We start from the raw sequence: 16,354 nt of genomic DNA, 5'->3' as shown, positions 1-16,354 counted from the left end.
GTCAACCCCAAAATACGATCGCGTAGGTCACAGTCCAGGGTGAACTATGGTTGCCGTGGCTAACGATTCGAAGAGTGACAACAGATCAGTGATCGGGTCGTACGTGGCGGTGGGGGACAGCTTCACCGAGGGCGTCGGCGACCCCGGGCCCGACGGGGCGATGGTCGGCTGGGCCGACCGGTTCGCGGTACTGCTCGCGGACCGGCGGCCCGAGGGCGACTTCGAGTACACCAACCTCGCGGTGCGCGGGAAACTGCTCGACCAGATCGTGGCCGACCAGCTCGCCCGGGCCAAGGAGATCGGCCCGGACCTGGTCTCCTTCTGCGCCGGCGGCAACGACATCATCCGTCCAGGCACCGACCCCGACGAGGTCGCCGAGCGCTTCGAACGCGCGGTCGCCGACCTCACCTCCGCCGTCGGCACCGTCCTGGTGACCACCGGCTTCGACACCCGCGGTGTGCCGGTGCTCAAGCATCTGCGCGGCAAGATCGCCACCTACAACGGACATGTGCGGGCCATCGCCGACCGCTACGGCTGCCCGGTGCTCGACCTGTGGTCCCTCAAGACGGTCCAGGACCGCCGGGCCTGGGACGGCGACCGGCTCCACCTCTCTCCCGAGGGCCACACACGCGTGGCGCTCCGCGCCGGCCAGGTCCTCGGCATCGATGTCCCGGCCGACCCCGACCAGCCCTGGCCGCCGCTTCCGCCGCGCGGCACGCTCGACATCCGCCGCGACGACGTGCACTGGGCGCGCGAGTACCTGGTGCCGTGGATCGGCCGCCGACTGCGCGGCGAGTCCTCCGGGGACCACGTGGAGGCGAAGGGCGCGTTGTCGCCGGACGACATCAAGATGCGGATCGACTGGGTGGCTTGACGGGGTGAGAGGCCCAGGGAGTGCCGACAGACGTGGCCGGTGAGGTGGCCGCGCGGGAGTGGTGAACGGCGGACGGACCCGTGGGCCCGCGCGCGTGGCCGCTCTGCCGGACCAGGGGATCCGGCCCTCGCCGCGAGGTCCGCACATGCACGCGTGGCCGCCCTGTTGCTCCCACTCGCCACCGTGCGCTCCTCGCCGTCCACGGACGGGACCGCACGTCTGCGGAGGGTTGGCTCAGGACGCGGTCAACGCCGCCCGCTCCAGGCCGAGTTCCCGCGCGAGCGCCTCGTCGACCCACTCCAGGGCCCGCGTCCGCGACACCGCGCCCGCGTACGCCGTCATCTGTACGGCCAGACCGTCGAGGAGGGCCGTGAGGCGCAGGGCAGCCGCGTTCGGGTCCGCGCAGTGGAACTCGCCCGCGATCACCCCTTCGGCGACGACCTCCGCGAGCGCCCGCTTCCACTGCCGGTCGAGATCACGGGTCACCTCCAGCAGGGCGGGTTCCCGCAGCGCCGCCGCCCAGCCCTCGATCCACAGCCGCCAGCCCTTGGCCTGCCCGGTCGGCGCGTACCAGCGCACCGCCGCCCGCAGCCGGCGCAGCGCGGTCGTACGGCGGCCGAGGAGCTTGCGCAGATGCGCGAGATCGTCCTCGGCGGCATAGGTGAACGCGGCGGCGACCAGCTTCTCCTTGGTCGAGAAGTGATAGAGCACCAGCGCGTTGCTCACCCCGAGCGCCGAGGCCACATCGGCGATCCTGACCGCCGCCACACCCCGCGCCTCGATCTGCTCGACGGCGGCCCGCAGCAACTCCGCACGCCGCTCCGCCACACCCAACCGCACTCTCGCCACGCGATCACCCTATTCCGTAGCCGGCGGAGGTGTCGCTCCGTCCCTCACCGGTACCAGCCGAACCGCTCCGCGATGACCGGCAGCCGGTCCGCGACGATGGCGTGCGCGGCGGCGCGCGGTGTCGTGCCGTCGGCCTCCGCGCGGGCCAGCATCAGCTCGATCAGGGCCCGCATCGAACGCCGGGTGTGGGCGAACGCCTCGTCCGCGTCCGCACCGATGTCGCCGAACAGGGTCCACCACCACCAGGCGTTCGTCCCGGAGTTCACGACCACGTCCGGCAGTACGACGACCCCGCGCGCGGAGAGCAGTTCCTCCGCCTCCGGCAGCACCGGCATATTGGCCGCCTCGACGATCCAGCGGGCGGTGACCGCCTCCTGGTTGGTGGTGTCGACCGCGTACGACACCGCCGCCGGGACCAGCACCTCCGCCTCGACGGACAGCCAGTCCCCGCCCGGGAGTTCGCGGTCGCCGGGGCGCAGCACGGACCGGTCCACGGTGCCGTAGGAGTCCCGCGCCGCGAGCAGCGCGTCCACGTCGAGGCCGGCCGGGTTCACGATCGTCCCCTTGACGTCGGCGACGGCGACCACCGCCAGCCCCGCGCGCGCGAGGAACCGCGCCGTGGCCCCGCCCATCGTGCCCAGACCCTGCACGGCGACCCGCGTCCCCGCGTAGGGCACGCCCGCCCGGTCCAGCGCCGCGAGCACCGACTCGGCGACCCCGCAGCCGCCGACCAGCTCGTCGAGACCGATCCCGTCCACCTCGACCGCGAACGCGTCCGCGAGCCGCCGCCGTGCCGCGGCCTCGTCGTCGAGCAGCGGATACACGGCCTGGATCGACGACACGAGCCCCGCCTCCGCGGCGGCCCGGTCGACCAGGTCCTGGCTGAGCCCGAGGTCCTCACCCGTCGTCCAGAAACTCTCGACGTACGGCCGCATGGCGCGCAGGTAGCGCACGAGAAGGCCGTACGACACCGGGTCCTGGGGATCGCAGTCGATGCCGCCCTTGGCGCCGCCCAGCGGGACGTAACGGCCCTCGGGGTTGTAGTGCAGCGCCTCCTTCATGGTCATCCCGCGCGCGAGCCCCGCCACCTCGTCGAGGGTGCAGCCCGGCCGCATCCGCAGTCCGCCGCTGGACACCCCGCGCACCAGCCGGTCGACGACCAGGAAGCCCTGGCGGCCGGTGACGTGGTCGGTCCAGGTGAGGGACATCAAGGGGGCGGTCATGCGGACTCCTCGGGTACTGAACGGCGAGTCAGTATCGGAAGTGGGGGCGGGTCCTGTCAACGGAAGATCGAATTCCGCGCCGCGGTGTCAACCCCGGGCGCGGAACTTTGGTCTTTCCTTGGAATGACGGCCCCGTGAAGCCGATGCACCGGCGTTGTCACAGGGGTCGACCATAATGGAAAGCCTGACCGACTCCACCTGGAGGCATCGTGACCGGAATCCGTCCCCTGAGCTCCGGGCTCCGCGCGCTGCAGCCCGCGGCCTTCGGCGCGGACCCGAGCGGCGAGCGCCTGGCGCGCATCCGCAGATCGCCCCACTTCAAGGACGGGGTCTTCCAGAACCCCGGGGGCAACACGAACGTCCGCCCGTCCGGCGGCACGATGCGCGAAATGGGCAAGGCCTACCTGGACAAGGAGGCGCGCGCCCGCCGCGCCCCCGACGGCACGCTGCCGGTGCACGCCACCACCCTCGCCGACCTGGCCAGGCCCGCCGCCACCGGGCTGCGCCTGACCTGGATGGGCCACTCCAGCGTGCTGGCGGAGATCGACGGCCACCGGGTCCTCTTCGACCCGGTCTGGGGCGAGCGCTGCTCACCCTTCCCGTTCGCCGGCCCCAAGCGGCTGCACCCGGTGCCCCTGCCGCTGGCCGCCCTCGGTCCCGTCGACGTCGTGGTGATCTCGCACGACCACTACGACCACCTGGACATGCCCTCGATCAAGGCGCTGGCCGACACGGACACCCTGTTCGCCGTGCCGCTGGGCGTCGGCGCCCACCTGGAGCACTGGGGTGTCTCCCCGGACCGGCTGCGCGAGCTGGACTGGAACGAGGAGACCAAGGTCGGCGGCCTCACCCTCACCGCGACCCCGGCCCGCCACTTCTGCGGCCGGGGCCTGCGCAACACCCAGCACACCCTCTGGGCCTCCTGGGTCGTCGCCGGTGACGAGCACCGGATCTACCACAGCGGCGACACCGGGTACTTCGAGGGCTTCAAGGACATCGGCGCGGCGCACGGCCCGTTCGACGCCACGATGATCCAGATCGGCGCCTACAGCGAGTTCTGGCCCGACATCCACATGACACCCGAGGAGGGCATGCGCGCCCACCTCGACCTCCAGGGCGGGCAGGCGCACGGCGTGCTGCTGCCCATCCACTGGGGCACGTTCAACCTGGCGCTGCACGCGTGGGCCGAGCCCGGCGAGTGGACCGCGGACGCGGCGGAGGCGGCGGGCCAGGCGGTGGCCACCCCGAGGCCGGGCGAGCCCTTCGAACCGGGCGCCGAACTGACGACGGACCGCTGGTGGCTGCCCTACGGGGGCACGCTCGCGCGTCCCTGGCGGGGTGCCGAGCCGGTGGGGCTGGAGCCGAAGCCGGTGGCGGCTCCGGCGGCAATGGACCTGGCGAACGAGCGCTGACACGGACGACGGTCCCCTCGACGGCGTCGACGGCCGGGGTTCGCCGCGTCGTCGAAGGGACGTCTCACCGCAGGGCACGGAGCCGCTGTACTCCCATGTACGTCCCCGTCGTGAGCGCGAGCACCGGCAGGGGGAGCCCCAGGAGGATCACCGGGTTCACCCGGCCCGGCACCAACTCGGTGCCCAGGTCGCCCGACGTGACGCACTGAGAAATTACCGGCAACGTCATCCGCGTCACGACGTGATCGCCCGCCGCACCCATCGCCGCGCACATCTGGTCCGGGTCCAGGACGTAGAACCCCGACATGGCGCCCCGCGCGTACGCGCCGAGTGCCGCCGAGCCGGCCATCACCGCCACAAGCGCACACGTCTCGACGCTCGGCAGGTGCCACCACCCGCTGACCGGCAGTCGCTGGAAGGCCCGCCAGGCGAGTCCCGTGGCCGCGGCCAGGAACACGAACGGTGTCACGAGCGGCGAGAGAGCCAGGATCAGAAACAGAAGAGAGGCCGATCCTGTCCGGACAACACCCGGACAGGATCGGTTCCGCACGCTCAGCCGACGGCCTCCGGCGGACACGGCCTGTGACATGCCGGGGACGCGGCAGGGGGCCGGACCGATCCCCTGAAATCGCTCCGCCGACCCGACCGCCGGGCCCGGAGCGGACGAACGGCGGCGTCGGGCCGCATCGAACTCCCCGACCCCCGGCGCCCGTTCATGACCGGCTCTGATCAGGGGTGATCGATTCTTTGTCCTTCTTCGGCATACGGCCGCCCGGGTTATCGGTCTGTCGTGCGAGGCGTCATACCAGAGCGGGACGCTCCCCGGGGGACTTTGTCAACTGCCCACCGCACCTGATGCGTTGACGACTACTGTGAGTGTCCGCCGGGCGACGCAGGGCCGAATTCTTCGGCTCTCCCGACCGGCACCGCGATGGCGTATGCCCGAATCGCGCACCCCGCGCGAGCAAACAGGTCCGACGCACCAGTACGAGGACGCAGATGTCTCAACTCCGTGCACCGGCCGCACGCGCAGACCGCCGTGAGGGCGGCCGGCACGGGCGACCGGCCGCCCGCCCCGTGCCCGCACTGCCCGAGACGCACATACGATCCCAACTCCTGCGTCTCGCCGTGCTGCCGCCCGTCGCGGTCGCGCTGAGCGCCAGCGCCGCCGTCCTGTTCACCGTCCGCTCCACCGGAGCACGGACCGGTCTCACCCTCTGGGGCGTCCTCGCCGGAGCCACGGCGGTGACCTGCGCGGGCATCCTGATCGCCGCAGTGGCCGCGGGCCGAGCGGCCGGTTCCGTCAGCGACCGCATCGGCGCCCTGCGCCGCGACAGCGCGCGCGGCGAGGCCGATCTGCGCGAACTGGTCGAGGCGCTGCGGCGCGGAGAGGGCCCGCCCCAGCGCAAGCCGCGGAGCCGCCCGCCGGGGGACGCCGACGACTTCGACCTGCTCGCCGCCGACCTGGCACGCGCCCACGACGGCGCCGTCACCGCCGTCGTGTCCGCCTCCCAGCTCTCCAGCCAGGCCGGCAGCGAACAGAAGGTCGAGGTCTTCGTCAACCTCGCCCGGCGCCTTCAGTCCCTGGTGCACCGGGAGATCTCCATCCTCGACGAACTGGAGAACGAGATCGAGGACCCCGACCTGCTCAAGGGCCTCTTCCACGTCGACCACCTCGCCACCCGCATCCGCCGCCACGCCGAGAACCTCGCTGTCCTCGGCGGCGCCGTCTCCCGCAGACAGTGGAGCAACCCGGTCTCCATGACCGAGGTGCTGCGCTCCGCCATCGCCGAGGTTGAGCAGTACTCCCGCGTCAAACTCGTGCCGCCCATCGACGGCACCCTGCGCGGCCACGCCGTCGCGGACGTGATCCACCTGCTGGCCGAACTCGTCGAGAACGCCACGGTGTTCTCCGCCCCGCACACCCAGGTCCTGCTCCGCGCCAACCTCGTGACCTCGGGCCTCGCCGTCGAGGTCGAGGACCGCGGCCTCGGCATGCCCGTCGGCGAACAGAGCCGGATGAACGCCCTGCTCACCGACCCCGACCAGGTCAACGTCGCCAGCCTGCTGGCCGACGGCCGCATCGGCCTGTTCGTGGTCTCCCAACTCGCCCGCCGCCACGGCATCCACGTCCGCCTCCAGACCAACATCTACGGCGGGGTGCAGGCCGTACTCGTCGTGCCCCAGGCCCTGTTGGGTACGGCACCGGGCGCACCCGGAGCCGTAGGACAGCCGGAGGACACGATGGGCGGGGGGCGACCGCTCGTGCCGCCGCAGCAGCCTTCGCAGGGCGGCGCCGAGGGTGGTCAGCAGGCCGCCGGACGGTGGAGTGCGCCCGCGGCGACGCCCGCCGCGCCGGGGCGGCCCCAGCGTGAGTCCGGGGCACCGGGACGGCATCAACGGCGGGACTCCGCACCGCCCGCCGCGCCGGTGCCGAACGGCAGCGGGCCGGTGCCGCTGCCCGTGCGCGGCGCCCACGTGGAGCGGGCCAATCCGGCGGAGGCCGTACCCGGCATCCGGCCCGACGACCGGCACACCGTGGCGGCGAACGTGACCACACCGCCCGTCCCGCGAGGCGGCGGTGCGGTCCGCGGCACCATGGGCAAGCCGCCCCAACTGCCCCGGCGCCGCGCCCAGGAGCACATCGCACCCCAACTCCGCGGCGGCCCCGCACCCCGCCAGGACTCCGAGCAGGCCGCCGGCCACGACCCGGGCCTGATGGCGGCCTTCCAGCGGGGGATCGGCCTCGCGGAAGCCCAACAGCACATGGAGGCAACGGAGTTGGTGGAGGGGGCCGACATGGCGTCACCGCATGTGGATGTGCCGCACGCGGAGGGGCTCATGGATGTGCCGCACATGGAGTCGGCCCACATGGAGACGCACCGCGCGGAGGTCCCGCGCTCGACCGAAGTGCACACGGGCGGGGTCTACATGAGCACGCCCCCCATGGGCTCCGACCACACCCCCGCGCCCCACACGGAAATGCCGCCCCTCACCCTCGCCCCCCACAGGGACGCGGCACCCATATCCGAAGCGCACGCGCATGCGCCCGGTCATGACCTCACCGCCCGGCACGACGGGAGCGCATCAGCCGGATGACCACGCACGCCCCCACCCCCACGACCACGGCGTCCCACCGCCCCACCCCCACCAGCGCTCCCGCAGACCTTCGTACCCCAAGGAGTCGATCCACCATGGCGAGCGACGCGCCGACCGGCCATGTATCCGATCTCGACTGGCTGATGAGCGGCCTCGTGCAGCGCGTACCGCACACCACCAGCGCGGTACTGCTCTCCTGCGACGGCCTCGTGAAGTCGGTCCACGGCCTCGACCCCGACAGCGCCGACCACATGGCGGCCCTGGCCTCCGGCCTGTACTCCCTCGGCCGGAGCGCGGGCGTCCGCTTCGGCGACGGCGGGGACGTCCGCCAGGTCGTCGTCGAACTCGACTCGACGCTGCTCTTCGTCACCACCGCCGGATCCGGCACCTGTCTCGCCGTGCTGGCCGGCCGCGAGGCCGACGCGGCCGTGCTGGGCTACGAGATGGCGATGCTGGTCAAGAGCGTCCGCCCCTACCTCGTGACCGCGCCCCGCCAGCACGCCGTCGAATCCCCCGCGATGAGGCCTTGAGCGTGGCGACGGCCGGCGACGGGCCCTGGTTGGACGACGCGGCCGGACGTCTTGTGCGCCCCTTCACGGTCAGCAACGGCCGTACCCGGCCGTCCGTCGCACTCGACCTCCTGTCGCAGGTGATGGCCACCGGCGCCACCCCCCTCGGCTACCTCGGCCCCGAGCACGCACAGGCACTGGACCTGTGCCGCGCGCCCGTCTCGGTCGCCGAGGTCGCCGCCCACCTGAAGCTGCCGGCGGTGGTCACCAAGGTGCTGCTGTCGGACCTGGTCGACTGCGGAGCGCTGACCACCAAGCCGCCCGAGTTCCACCACAACCCCACTGACCGGTCTCTTCTGGAGGCAGTGCTCGATGGACTACGACGACAGCTCTGACTACGAGAGCGGCCACGATCCCTTCCCCACCGCGCTGAAGATCCTGGTGGCGGGCGGCTTCGGCGTCGGCAAGACGACCTTCGTCGGCGCGGTGAGCGAGATCGCGCCGCTCAGTACGGAGGAGCTGCTCACCACGGTCAGTGCCGCGACCGACGATCTCGAAGGCATCGAGAACAAGGTCGAGACGACCGTGGCGATGGACTTCGGCCGGATCACCCTCGACCCGGAACACGTGCTCTATCTGTTCGGCACGCCCGGACAGGAGCGGTTCTGGTTCATGTGGGACGAGCTGTCCGAGGGCGCGCTCGGCGCGGTCATCCTCGCCGACACCCGGCGCCTGGAGGAGTGCTTCGCCGCCGTCGACTTCTTCGAGCAGCGCGGCCTCGGATTCATCATCGCGATCAACGAGTTCGACGGCTCCTACCGCTACGACCCCGAGGAGGTGCGGGCCGCCATAGACCTCGACCCCGGGATCCCGGTCGTGCGCTGCGACGCGCGGATCTCCAGTTCCGGGGTGCAGACCCTGCTGACCCTCGTCCGCCATCTCATCGAGCACGCCCCGGCGCACGCGCCGAGCCATGGTGCCCACATGTGATCCCCGCACACCCTTCACGGAGTTCCTCCATGCCATACGTCCACAGGGACGGAGTACGCCCATGAGCTACGACCCGCCGCGTCCGGCCGGTCGTCTGCTGCTCACGCCCGAGGACAAGGAGGCACCCCAACGGGCGCGACGGCTACGGGGGTTGGGCCTGGGGGAGCACCCGGACCCGGCACTGGACGCCTTCGCGGACCGGCTCGCCGAGCTGACCGGGGCGCCGTACGCCATGGTCAACTTCATCGACGAGAACCGGCAGTTCTTCGCCGGTCTGCACACTCCGGGGAGCGTGGGTCCGCCCCGGGAGCACGCCAAACCCGAGGTGGGCCGGCAGTTGGCGCGCGAGTACGGGTTCTGCCCCCATGTGGTGGTCCGACGTAAGGCGCTGGTTCTTGAGGACGTCTGCGACTATCCGCGGTTCGCGGGGAATCCGGTGGTCGACGAGTTCGGCATCCGTTCCTATCTGGGGGCACCGCTCATCGACTCCACGGGGATGGTGCTGGGCACCGTGTGTGTCGTCGACACGGAGCCCCGGCCGTGGGGGAGACCGGGGCTGGAGACGATCAAGTCGACCGCGGCGGAGCTGGTGACCCGGCTTGAGCACCTCGGCGGCCTGTAGCCGACCGGTCGTATAGTCGTCGTATGGGCAGAACCAGTGACGCCGGAGAGAAGATCCTCGCCGCCGGGCGCTCGCTCTTCGAGGCACGCGGCTACTCGGCACTCGGCGTGGCCGAGATCTGCCGCGCGGCCGGGGTGCCGAAGGGCAGCTTCTACTACTTCTACGAGTCGAAGGAGGCCCTCGCGCTGGCCGTCGTCGACGAGCACTGGGCGGAGCAGCGGCGGGAGTGGACGCGCGTCCTGAGCGCCGCGAGCGGGGACGCCGAGCCGCTGGAGCGGCTGCGCCGGTTGTTCGAGGAGACGGAGGCGGGCCAGCGCGCCGGACAGCAGGGCCGCGGGACCGTACTGGGCTGCCTGTTCGGCAATCTCAGCCTGGAGATGAGCAACCGGACCGAGGCCGTGCGCACCCGCCTCCAGGAGATCTTCGACGCCCAGGTCGAGATGGTCGACGCGGTCGTGACCGAGGCCCGCGACCGCGGGGACGTCACCGTCACCGACACCCGGGAGGCGGCGCGGTCCGTCGTCGCGCAGCTCGAGGGCCAGGTGATGTTCGCCAAGCTCTACAACAACACCGGGCGGCTGAGCCCCCTTTGGGCCAACTGCCGTGCCCTGCTGGGGGCCCGCGCGGCCTGATCGGCGACTGCGGCGGCGACGGCCGCGGCGAGGACCATCACGGCGGCGAGGGCGCTGACGCCGATGAAGGTCCCAAGTCCCTTACGGACAGGGCGAGTTACTCCGCGTGGCCGGGGTCGTTCGGGTGCGGTTCCAGCGGAGTGACGGCGAAGGTCATCCACGGGGCGAGGGGCAGCGTGCCGAGCACCTTCTCGTGGAGCTGGTCCTCGTCGTCCGCGAGCCAGATGCCGATGCTGCGCCGTTCGCCGACCGGGCGCCACAGCCGGCCCAGGTGACCGGCGGCGGCCAGCTCGCGGGAGCGGACGGCCTCGGCGGCGCGGCGCCGGCCGACCTCCTCCTGCGGGGTGCCCTCGGGGACGGTGGTGGTGATCTCGACCAGGAACTCTCGCATGACCTCGCTCCGTTCGGGCCCGCCCGGCCGGGCGACAGGGTGCCGGGTCTCCATGCCCTCATCGTGGCCCGGGACCGGCCCGCCCGCCATGACGGGCTCGCTTCCTGCTGAGAGCTGCGGCCTCCCAGCCACGCGTAGCATGACGGGCGTGGAGCTGCGCCAACTGAGGTACTTCGTCGCCGTCGCCGAGGAGCTGAACTTCGGCCGGGCCGCCGACCGCCTCCTGATCGCGGGCCCCTCCCTCTCCCAGCAGATCAAGGCCCTCGAACGCGATCTGGGCGTACGGCTCTTCGACCGCGACCGCCGCTCGGTCTCCCTCACCGCGGCCGGAGCCGCGCTGCTCCCGCACACCCGCGCCCTGCTCGAGCGCGCCGACGACCTCCGGCGCCGGGCCGGCCGGCTGGCGGGCTCGGAGGCGGTCCGGCTCGGTTACGTCAACTGGCTCCCCGCCGACCTGACCACGCGCACCGCGGGTGTGGCCCAGGTCCATGTGGACGCCTGGATCGCGCCCTCGCACACCCAGGCCACCCGGATCGCGGACGGCAGCCTGGACCTCGCGGTGTGCTGGGTACGCGACGAGGACCTGAAGCGGCACGGCCTGCGGGCCCGGCTGCTCGGTGCCGACCGGCTGTACGCGGTGGCCACGGGCACCGACACCGGTGACGTACGCGCCCGGGACACCTCCGTCCTCCTGGACGACGACACCCAGTCGTGGTCGTCCTGGAACGTCTACGCCGAGCAGCTCGCCCACGACACCGGGGCGCACGCCGTGCCCATCTCCGACGGCGGGATCACCGGCCCCGCCTTCTTCGACCACGTCCGCCGCAGCCGCCGCCCGGTCGTCAACTCGCCCAAGGGGCAGACGGCTCCGCTGCCGCCCGACCTCGTACGCCGCGAGGTCGTCGAACCGTCGGTCCACTGGACCTGGTCGCTGGTGTGGCGCGAGGGCGAGACGCGCGCCGGGGTCCTCGCCGCCGTGGACGCGCTGTGCGACGGCGTCGGCGACCTCGGGCTGCGCGCCCCGGACGCCTGGCTGCCGGCGGGCGACCCGCACCGCTGACGTGGACTGGGAGGCCGAGCCTCCCAGCAGCGAGGATTCCGGTCCTGGGAAAACCCCTTCTGACCTTTGCTTTCACCTCTCCGAGTCACCTACCTTCTCGAATAGGCGACCGGTCGGCGAGTTGGAACGGCCGACCGGGAGCACCACATTCACTACCTTGGAGAAGGTCGTCATGAGCACTCGGAACCAGAAGGTCGCGATCGTCACCGGCGCCTCGCAGGGCATCGGAGCGGGCGTCGTCGACGCCTACCGCAAGCTCGGTCACTCCGTCGTCGCCACCTCGCGCACCATCGCCCCCGCCGACGACGCGGACATCCTGACCGTCCAGGGCGACATCGCCGACCCGGCCACCGCCGAGCGGGTCGTGGCCGCCGCGATCGAGCGGTTCGGCCGCATCGACACGGTGGTCAACAACGCGGGCGTCTTCGTCGCCAAGCCCTTCACGGACTACACGGCCGACGACTACGCGAGCATGCTCGGCATCAACCTGACCGGGTTCTTCCGGCTCACCCAGCTGGCCGTTCCGCACCTGCTCACCCAGGGCGGCGGCCACATTGTCAGCGTCACCACCAGCCTGGTCGACAACGCGGACGCCCGCGTCCCCTCCGTGCTGGCCTCGCTGACCAAGGGCGGAATCCAGTCCGCCACCAAGTCCCTCGCCATCGAATACGCCACCCGGGGCATCCGCGTCAACGCCGTGTCGCCGGGCACCATCAAGACTCCGATGCACGCGGAGGAGACCCACGACTTCCTCGCCGCCCTGCACCCGGTCGGCCGGATGGGTGAGGTGGGCGACATCGTCGACGCCGTGCTCTTCTTGGAGAACGCTCCCTTCGTCACCGGCGAGATCCTCCATGTCGACGGCGGCATGAGCGCCGGTCACTGAGAAAGGGCGACGGAGATGAACAGCGGCAACGACGAGGAACTCGTCCTGCGCGGTGTCCTCGACCCCTGGAAAGCGGCCGTGGACGCCCATGAACCGGAGGAGGTGGCCCGGCTCTTCACCGAGGACGCGATCTTCCAGGGGCTGCACCCCTACGGCGTCGGCCGGGCGGGTGTCGCCGAGTACTACGCCTCCCAGCCCCTCGGTATGAAGGCGGCCTACGAGGTCCTGGAGACCCGGCGGTACGCCGACGATCTCGTACTCGGCTATCTGGACACGGAGTTCACGTTCACCGACCGGCCGCCGGTCGACGTCAAGCTCGCCGTGTTGGTGCGGCGGCTGGCCGACGGCTGGTACATCGCCCACTACCAGGTCTCGCGGCTGGACGGGTGAGACGTGTGAAGGAAAGCTGCGACACCGCTTAAGAAAACCTCGATGGACCCGGGCGTTCCGGTAGGGCAGATTGCTAGCAGAATCCACCCTCACCCCCGGAACGGGCTCGTCCGGCATGCCCGGACCGAGCCCGGCCCCGGGCCTCACGCACAGGAGCCGTAGCGTTGAAGGCGCTGGTCAAGGAGAAGGCGGAGCCCGGGCTGTGGCTCGTGGACGTCCCGGAGCCCGCCGTCGGACCCGGCGACGTACTGATCAAGGTGCTGCGCACCGGGATCTGCGGCACCGACCTGCACATCCGGGCCTGGGACGGCTGGGCGCAGCAGGCGATCCGTACACCGCTCGTGCTCGGGCACGAGTTCGCCGGCGAGGTGGTCGGGACCGGCCGGGACGTCACCGACATCGCCGTCGGTGAACTGGTCAGCGGCGAGGGCCACTTGGTGTGCGGCAAGTGCCGCAACTGCCTGGCCGGGCGCCGCCACCTGTGCCGTGCCACGGTCGGGCTCGGCGTCGGCCGGGACGGCGCCTTCGCGGAGTACGTCGCGCTGCCCGCCGCCAACGTGTGGGTGCACCGCGTCCCCGTCGACCTCGATGTGGCCGCGATCTTCGACCCGTTCGGCAACGCCGTGCACACCGCGCTGTCGTTCCCGCTCGTCGGTGAGGACGTACTGATCACCGGTGCGGGCCCGATCGGCCTGATGGCGGCGGCAGTTGCGCGGCACGCGGGCGCGCGGAACATCATGGTGACCGACGTCAGCGAGGAACGCCTCGCCCTGGCCCGCAAGATCGGCGTGAGCCTCGCCCTGAATGTGACGGACGCTCAGATCGCGGACGGGCAGCGTGAGTTGGGCCTCCGCGAGGGCTTCGACATCGGCCTGGAGATGTCCGGCCGCCCCGAGGCCATGCGCGACATGATCGCCAACATGACCCACGGCGGCCGGATCGCCATGCTGGGACTGCCCTCCGAGGAGTTCCCCGTCGACTGGTCCCGCATCGTCACCTCGATGCTCACCATCAAGGGCATCTACGGCCGTGAGATGTTCGAGACCTGGTACGCGATGTCGGTCCTGCTGGAAGGCGGCCTCGACCTCGCGCCCGTGATCACCGGCCGGTACGGGCACCGCGACTTCGAGGCGGCGTTCGCGGACGCCGCGAGCGGACGCGGCGGCAAGGTCATCCTCGACTGGACCGCGTAACTCCCTTCCGGCCGCACAACTCCCTTTCGGCGAAGGAACTTTAGGAGCTTCCCCATGTTCGACTCCGTGCGCGACGACCTCCGCACCACCCTCGACGAGATCCGCGCCGCCGGACTCCACAAGCCCGAGCGCGTGATCGGCTCCCCGCAGTCCGCGACCGTGAACGTCACCGCGGGCGGCCGCCCCGGCGAGGTCCTCAACTTCTGCGCCAACAACTACCTCGGCCTCGCCGACCACCCCGAGGTCGTCGCCGCCGCCCACGCGGCCCTCGACCGCTGGGGCTACGGCATGGCCTCGGTCCGCTTCATCTGCGGAACTCAGGAGGTGCACAAGGAACTTGAGGCCCGCCTCTCCGCGTTCCTCGGCCAGGAGGACACGATCCTCTACTCCTCCTGCTTCGACGCCAACGGCGGTGTCTTCGAAACCCTGTTGGACCCGGAGGACGCGGTCATCTCCGACGCCCTCAACCACGCGTCGATCATCGACGGCATCCGCCTCTCCAAGGCCCGCCGCTACCGGTACGCCAACCGCGACATGGCAGACCTGGAACAGCAGTTGAAGGAAGCGGCGGGCGCCCGGCGCAAGCTGATCGTCACCGACGGCGTCTTCTCCATGGACGGCTATGTCGCCCCGCTGCGCGAGATCTGCGACCTCGCCGACCGCTACGACGCGATGGTCATGGTCGACGACTCGCACGCCGTCGGTTTCGTCGGCCCCGGCGGCCGGGGCACCCCCGAACTGCACGGAGTCATGGACCGTGTCGACATCATCACCGGCACCCTCGGCAAGGCGCTCGGCGGCGCCTCCGGCGGTTACGTCGCCGCCCGCGCCGAGATCGTCGCCCTGCTCCGCCAGCGCTCACGGCCGTACCTCTTCTCCAACACCCTCGCCCCGGTGATCGCCGCGGCCTCGCTCAAGGTGCTCGACCTGCTGGAGTCGGCGGACGACCTGCGCGTCCAACTCGCCCAGAACACCGCCCTGTTCAGGCGCCGGATGACCGAGGAGGGCTTCGACATCCTCCCCGGCGACCACGCCATCGCGCCCGTGATGATCGGCGACGCGGCGGTGGCCGGCCGGATGGCGGAGCTGCTGCTGGAGCGGGGCGTGTACGTGATCGGCTTCTCGTACCCGGTCGTCCCGCAGGGCAAGGCCCGTATCCGGGTCCAGCTGTCCGCCGCGCACTCGACGGAGGACGTGAACCGGGCGGTCGACGCGTTCGTCGCGGCGCGGGCGGAGCTCGAGGGCTGATCCGTTCCCCCGGGCCCGGGTTCGTCCGGAGCCTCGGACATATTGCGATAATCGGTCCCATGATCGAAGCGCGGCGGCTCCATATCCTCCGTGCGGTGGCCGACCACCGCACCGTGACGGCGGCAGCCGCCGCGCTGTACCTCACCCCCTCGGCGGTCTCCCAGCAGCTCGCCGCCCTGGAGCAGGAGACCGGCCACCGCCTGGTCGAGCGCGGCGCCAAGGGGGTACGGCTGACGCCGGCCGGCGAGATTCTGCTGAGCCACACCAACGTCGTCCTTGCCCAGCTGGAGCGGGCCGAGGCGGAACTCGCCGCGTACAGCTCGGGCGAGGCCGGCACGGTCACCGTCGCCGCCTTCGCGACCGGTATCGCACTGGTCGTGGCACCGGCCGTGACCCGTCTCGCCAGGCTCGCGCCCGGCATCCGGATCCGCGTCCAGGACGCCGAGGGCGACGCCAGTCTGCCGATGGTGCTGGACCGGCAGGTGGATGTCGCGGTCGCCGTCGAGTACCGCGGCGCCCCGCCCGCCGACGACCCGCGCCTGATCCACGTCCCGCTCTACGCCGAGCCCTTCGACGCGGTCGTCCCGGTCGCCCACCGCCTCGCCGGCGCCGACGAGGTCCCGCTCGCCGAACTGGCGAAGGACCCGTGGATCGGCCCCTACCCCGGCAACCCCTGCCACGAGGTGGTCGTCCTGGCCTGCGAGAACGCCGGATTCCAGCCCCGTCTCGAACACTCCTCCGACGACTTCCGGGCCGTTGTCGCCCTCGCGTCGGCCGACGCGGGCGTCGCCCTCGTCCCGCGCTCGGCCCTGCGCGGCATGGACCTGACGGGAGTCGTCGTCCGGCCCGTCGACGGGGTGGCGCCGACCCGCCGGGTCTTCGCGGCCGTACGACGCGGCACGGAGGAGCATCCGCTGATCCGCCCGGTGCTGGACGCGCTGGCGGAAGTGGCCCGGACGTAACCTCGCCGTTTCAT

Annotated in this window: 18 protein-coding genes; 14 read left to right on the top strand and 4 right to left on the bottom strand. The window is 71.7% G+C overall.

The features are described from left to right. Positions 1–88 precede the first annotated feature (88 nt). Positions 89–874: an SGNH/GDSL hydrolase family protein gene (locus ACFXC1_RS42515; RefSeq protein WP_381253674.1), complete on the top strand. Its 786-nt coding sequence runs from the start codon at positions 89–91 to the stop codon at positions 872–874. Positions 875–1,108: 234 nt separating this feature from the next. Here ACFXC1_RS42515 and ACFXC1_RS42510 read toward each other — a convergent pair whose 3' ends face one another. Both ACFXC1_RS42510 and ACFXC1_RS42505 read right to left on the bottom strand, forming a co-directional pair. Beyond that, positions 1,109–1,723, bottom strand: coding sequence for a TetR/AcrR family transcriptional regulator (locus ACFXC1_RS42510; RefSeq protein WP_381253433.1), 615 nt, complete (start codon positions 1,721–1,723; stop codon positions 1,109–1,111). A gap of 44 nt (positions 1,724–1,767) precedes the next feature. Beyond that, positions 1,768–2,946: a Glu/Leu/Phe/Val dehydrogenase dimerization domain-containing protein gene (locus ACFXC1_RS42505; protein WP_381253431.1), complete on the bottom strand. Its 1,179-nt coding sequence runs from the start codon at positions 2,944–2,946 to the stop codon at positions 1,768–1,770. Between the two features lie 209 nt (positions 2,947–3,155). Between ACFXC1_RS42505 and ACFXC1_RS42500 the strand changes: the two genes are divergently transcribed. Continuing rightward, complete coding sequence (locus ACFXC1_RS42500; RefSeq protein ID WP_381253428.1) at positions 3,156–4,358, top strand: MBL fold metallo-hydrolase; 1,203 nt, start codon at positions 3,156–3,158, stop codon at positions 4,356–4,358. Positions 4,359–4,422: 64 nt separating this feature from the next. Here ACFXC1_RS42500 and ACFXC1_RS42495 read toward each other — a convergent pair whose 3' ends face one another. Next, a complete protein-coding gene (locus ACFXC1_RS42495) occupies positions 4,423–4,827 on the bottom strand; it encodes a hypothetical protein (RefSeq protein WP_381253426.1) in 405 nt (134 codons plus the stop codon). A gap of 530 nt (positions 4,828–5,357) precedes the next feature. On the opposite strand from ACFXC1_RS42495, the gene ACFXC1_RS42490 reads away from it, so the two are divergent. The 6 genes from ACFXC1_RS42490 (at position 5,358) to ACFXC1_RS42465 (ending at position 10,210) form a co-directional block, all read left to right on the top strand. After that, positions 5,358–7,457, top strand: a complete 2,100-nt coding sequence (locus tag ACFXC1_RS42490; protein WP_381253423.1) for an ATP-binding protein — start codon at positions 5,358–5,360, stop codon at positions 7,455–7,457. Between the two features lie 95 nt (positions 7,458–7,552). Then, a complete protein-coding gene (locus ACFXC1_RS42485; protein WP_019069670.1) occupies positions 7,553–7,987 on the top strand; it encodes a roadblock/LC7 domain-containing protein in 435 nt (144 codons plus the stop codon). 2 nt (positions 7,988–7,989) lie between these two features. Then, entirely contained in the window at positions 7,990–8,361 is a 372-nt protein-coding gene (locus ACFXC1_RS42480; protein WP_019062160.1) for a DUF742 domain-containing protein, read from the top strand. Then, entirely contained in the window at positions 8,339–8,956 is a 618-nt protein-coding gene (locus tag ACFXC1_RS42475) for a GTP-binding protein (protein ID WP_019069668.1), read from the top strand. Before ACFXC1_RS42480 ends, ACFXC1_RS42475 begins: the two co-directional genes overlap by 23 nt. A 61-nt stretch (positions 8,957–9,017) precedes the next feature. Then, the gene (locus ACFXC1_RS42470; RefSeq protein ID WP_381253418.1) at positions 9,018–9,578 is read left to right on the top strand and encodes a GAF domain-containing protein; all 561 of its coding nucleotides are present in this window, start codon (positions 9,018–9,020) and stop codon (positions 9,576–9,578) included. A 23-nt stretch (positions 9,579–9,601) separates the two neighbouring features. Then, on the top strand, positions 9,602–10,210 hold the full coding sequence (locus tag ACFXC1_RS42465; protein ID WP_381253415.1) for a TetR/AcrR family transcriptional regulator: 609 nt from the start codon (positions 9,602–9,604) through the stop codon (positions 10,208–10,210). Between the two features lie 97 nt (positions 10,211–10,307). Here the strand turns inward: ACFXC1_RS42465 and ACFXC1_RS42460 are convergent, their stop codons facing one another. Next, complete coding sequence (locus tag ACFXC1_RS42460; protein ID WP_381253412.1) at positions 10,308–10,601, bottom strand: muconolactone Delta-isomerase family protein; 294 nt, start codon at positions 10,599–10,601, stop codon at positions 10,308–10,310. Between the two features lie 139 nt (positions 10,602–10,740). On the opposite strand from ACFXC1_RS42460, the gene ACFXC1_RS42455 reads away from it, so the two are divergent. The 6 genes from ACFXC1_RS42455 (at position 10,741) to ACFXC1_RS42430 (ending at position 16,340) form a co-directional block, all read left to right on the top strand. Next, the gene (locus ACFXC1_RS42455) at positions 10,741–11,661 is read left to right on the top strand and encodes a LysR family transcriptional regulator (protein ID WP_381253409.1); all 921 of its coding nucleotides are present in this window, start codon (positions 10,741–10,743) and stop codon (positions 11,659–11,661) included. A gap of 172 nt (positions 11,662–11,833) precedes the next feature. Then, positions 11,834–12,547, top strand: a complete 714-nt coding sequence (locus ACFXC1_RS42450; RefSeq protein ID WP_381253406.1) for an SDR family NAD(P)-dependent oxidoreductase — start codon at positions 11,834–11,836, stop codon at positions 12,545–12,547. 15 nt (positions 12,548–12,562) lie between these two features. Next, complete coding sequence (locus ACFXC1_RS42445; protein ID WP_381253403.1) at positions 12,563–12,937, top strand: YybH family protein; 375 nt, start codon at positions 12,563–12,565, stop codon at positions 12,935–12,937. A gap of 164 nt (positions 12,938–13,101) precedes the next feature. Further along, positions 13,102–14,130 (top strand): L-threonine 3-dehydrogenase, encoded by a 1,029-nt coding sequence (gene tdh / locus ACFXC1_RS42440; protein ID WP_381253400.1) that lies wholly within the window; start codon positions 13,102–13,104, stop codon positions 14,128–14,130. A gap of 54 nt (positions 14,131–14,184) precedes the next feature. Continuing rightward, entirely contained in the window at positions 14,185–15,378 is a 1,194-nt protein-coding gene (locus tag ACFXC1_RS42435; protein WP_381253398.1) for a glycine C-acetyltransferase, read from the top strand. Positions 15,379–15,437: 59 nt separating this feature from the next. Further along, positions 15,438–16,340 carry a LysR family transcriptional regulator gene (locus ACFXC1_RS42430; RefSeq protein ID WP_381253395.1) on the top strand — a complete coding sequence of 301 codons (903 nt, stop codon included), beginning with the start codon at positions 15,438–15,440 and terminating at the stop codon, positions 16,338–16,340. Positions 16,341–16,354 lie beyond the last annotated feature (14 nt).

Origin of the sequence: Streptomyces hokutonensis, from assembly GCF_042751305.1 — a bacterium.
Taxonomy (GTDB): Bacteria; Actinomycetota; Actinomycetes; order Streptomycetales; family Streptomycetaceae; genus Streptomyces; species Streptomyces hokutonensis_A.
This window is presented reverse-complemented; position numbering and strand designations above follow the sequence as displayed.

What these genes read in the sequence shown, in the direction of transcription:
- ACFXC1_RS42505 (WP_381253431.1), bottom strand. Translation starts at nt 2,946, where the DNA reads ATGACCGCCCCCTTGATGTCCCTCACCTGGACCGACCACGTCACCGGC.
- ACFXC1_RS42490 (WP_381253423.1), top strand. Translation starts at nt 5,358, where the DNA reads ATGTCTCAACTCCGTGCACCGGCCGCACGCGCAGACCGCCGTGAGGGC.
- ACFXC1_RS42485 (WP_019069670.1), top strand. Translation starts at nt 7,553, where the DNA reads ATGGCGAGCGACGCGCCGACCGGCCATGTATCCGATCTCGACTGGCTG.
- ACFXC1_RS42475 (WP_019069668.1), top strand. Translation starts at nt 8,339, where the DNA reads ATGGACTACGACGACAGCTCTGACTACGAGAGCGGCCACGATCCCTTC.
- ACFXC1_RS42470 (WP_381253418.1), top strand. Translation starts at nt 9,018, where the DNA reads ATGAGCTACGACCCGCCGCGTCCGGCCGGTCGTCTGCTGCTCACGCCC.
- ACFXC1_RS42465 (WP_381253415.1), top strand. Translation starts at nt 9,602, where the DNA reads ATGGGCAGAACCAGTGACGCCGGAGAGAAGATCCTCGCCGCCGGGCGC.
- ACFXC1_RS42460 (WP_381253412.1), bottom strand. Translation starts at nt 10,601, where the DNA reads ATGCGAGAGTTCCTGGTCGAGATCACCACCACCGTCCCCGAGGGCACC.
- ACFXC1_RS42455 (WP_381253409.1), top strand. Translation starts at nt 10,741, where the DNA reads ATGACGGGCGTGGAGCTGCGCCAACTGAGGTACTTCGTCGCCGTCGCC.
- ACFXC1_RS42450 (WP_381253406.1), top strand. Translation starts at nt 11,834, where the DNA reads ATGAGCACTCGGAACCAGAAGGTCGCGATCGTCACCGGCGCCTCGCAG.
- ACFXC1_RS42445 (WP_381253403.1), top strand. Translation starts at nt 12,563, where the DNA reads ATGAACAGCGGCAACGACGAGGAACTCGTCCTGCGCGGTGTCCTCGAC.
- ACFXC1_RS42435 (WP_381253398.1), top strand. Translation starts at nt 14,185, where the DNA reads ATGTTCGACTCCGTGCGCGACGACCTCCGCACCACCCTCGACGAGATC.
- ACFXC1_RS42430 (WP_381253395.1), top strand. Translation starts at nt 15,438, where the DNA reads ATGATCGAAGCGCGGCGGCTCCATATCCTCCGTGCGGTGGCCGACCAC.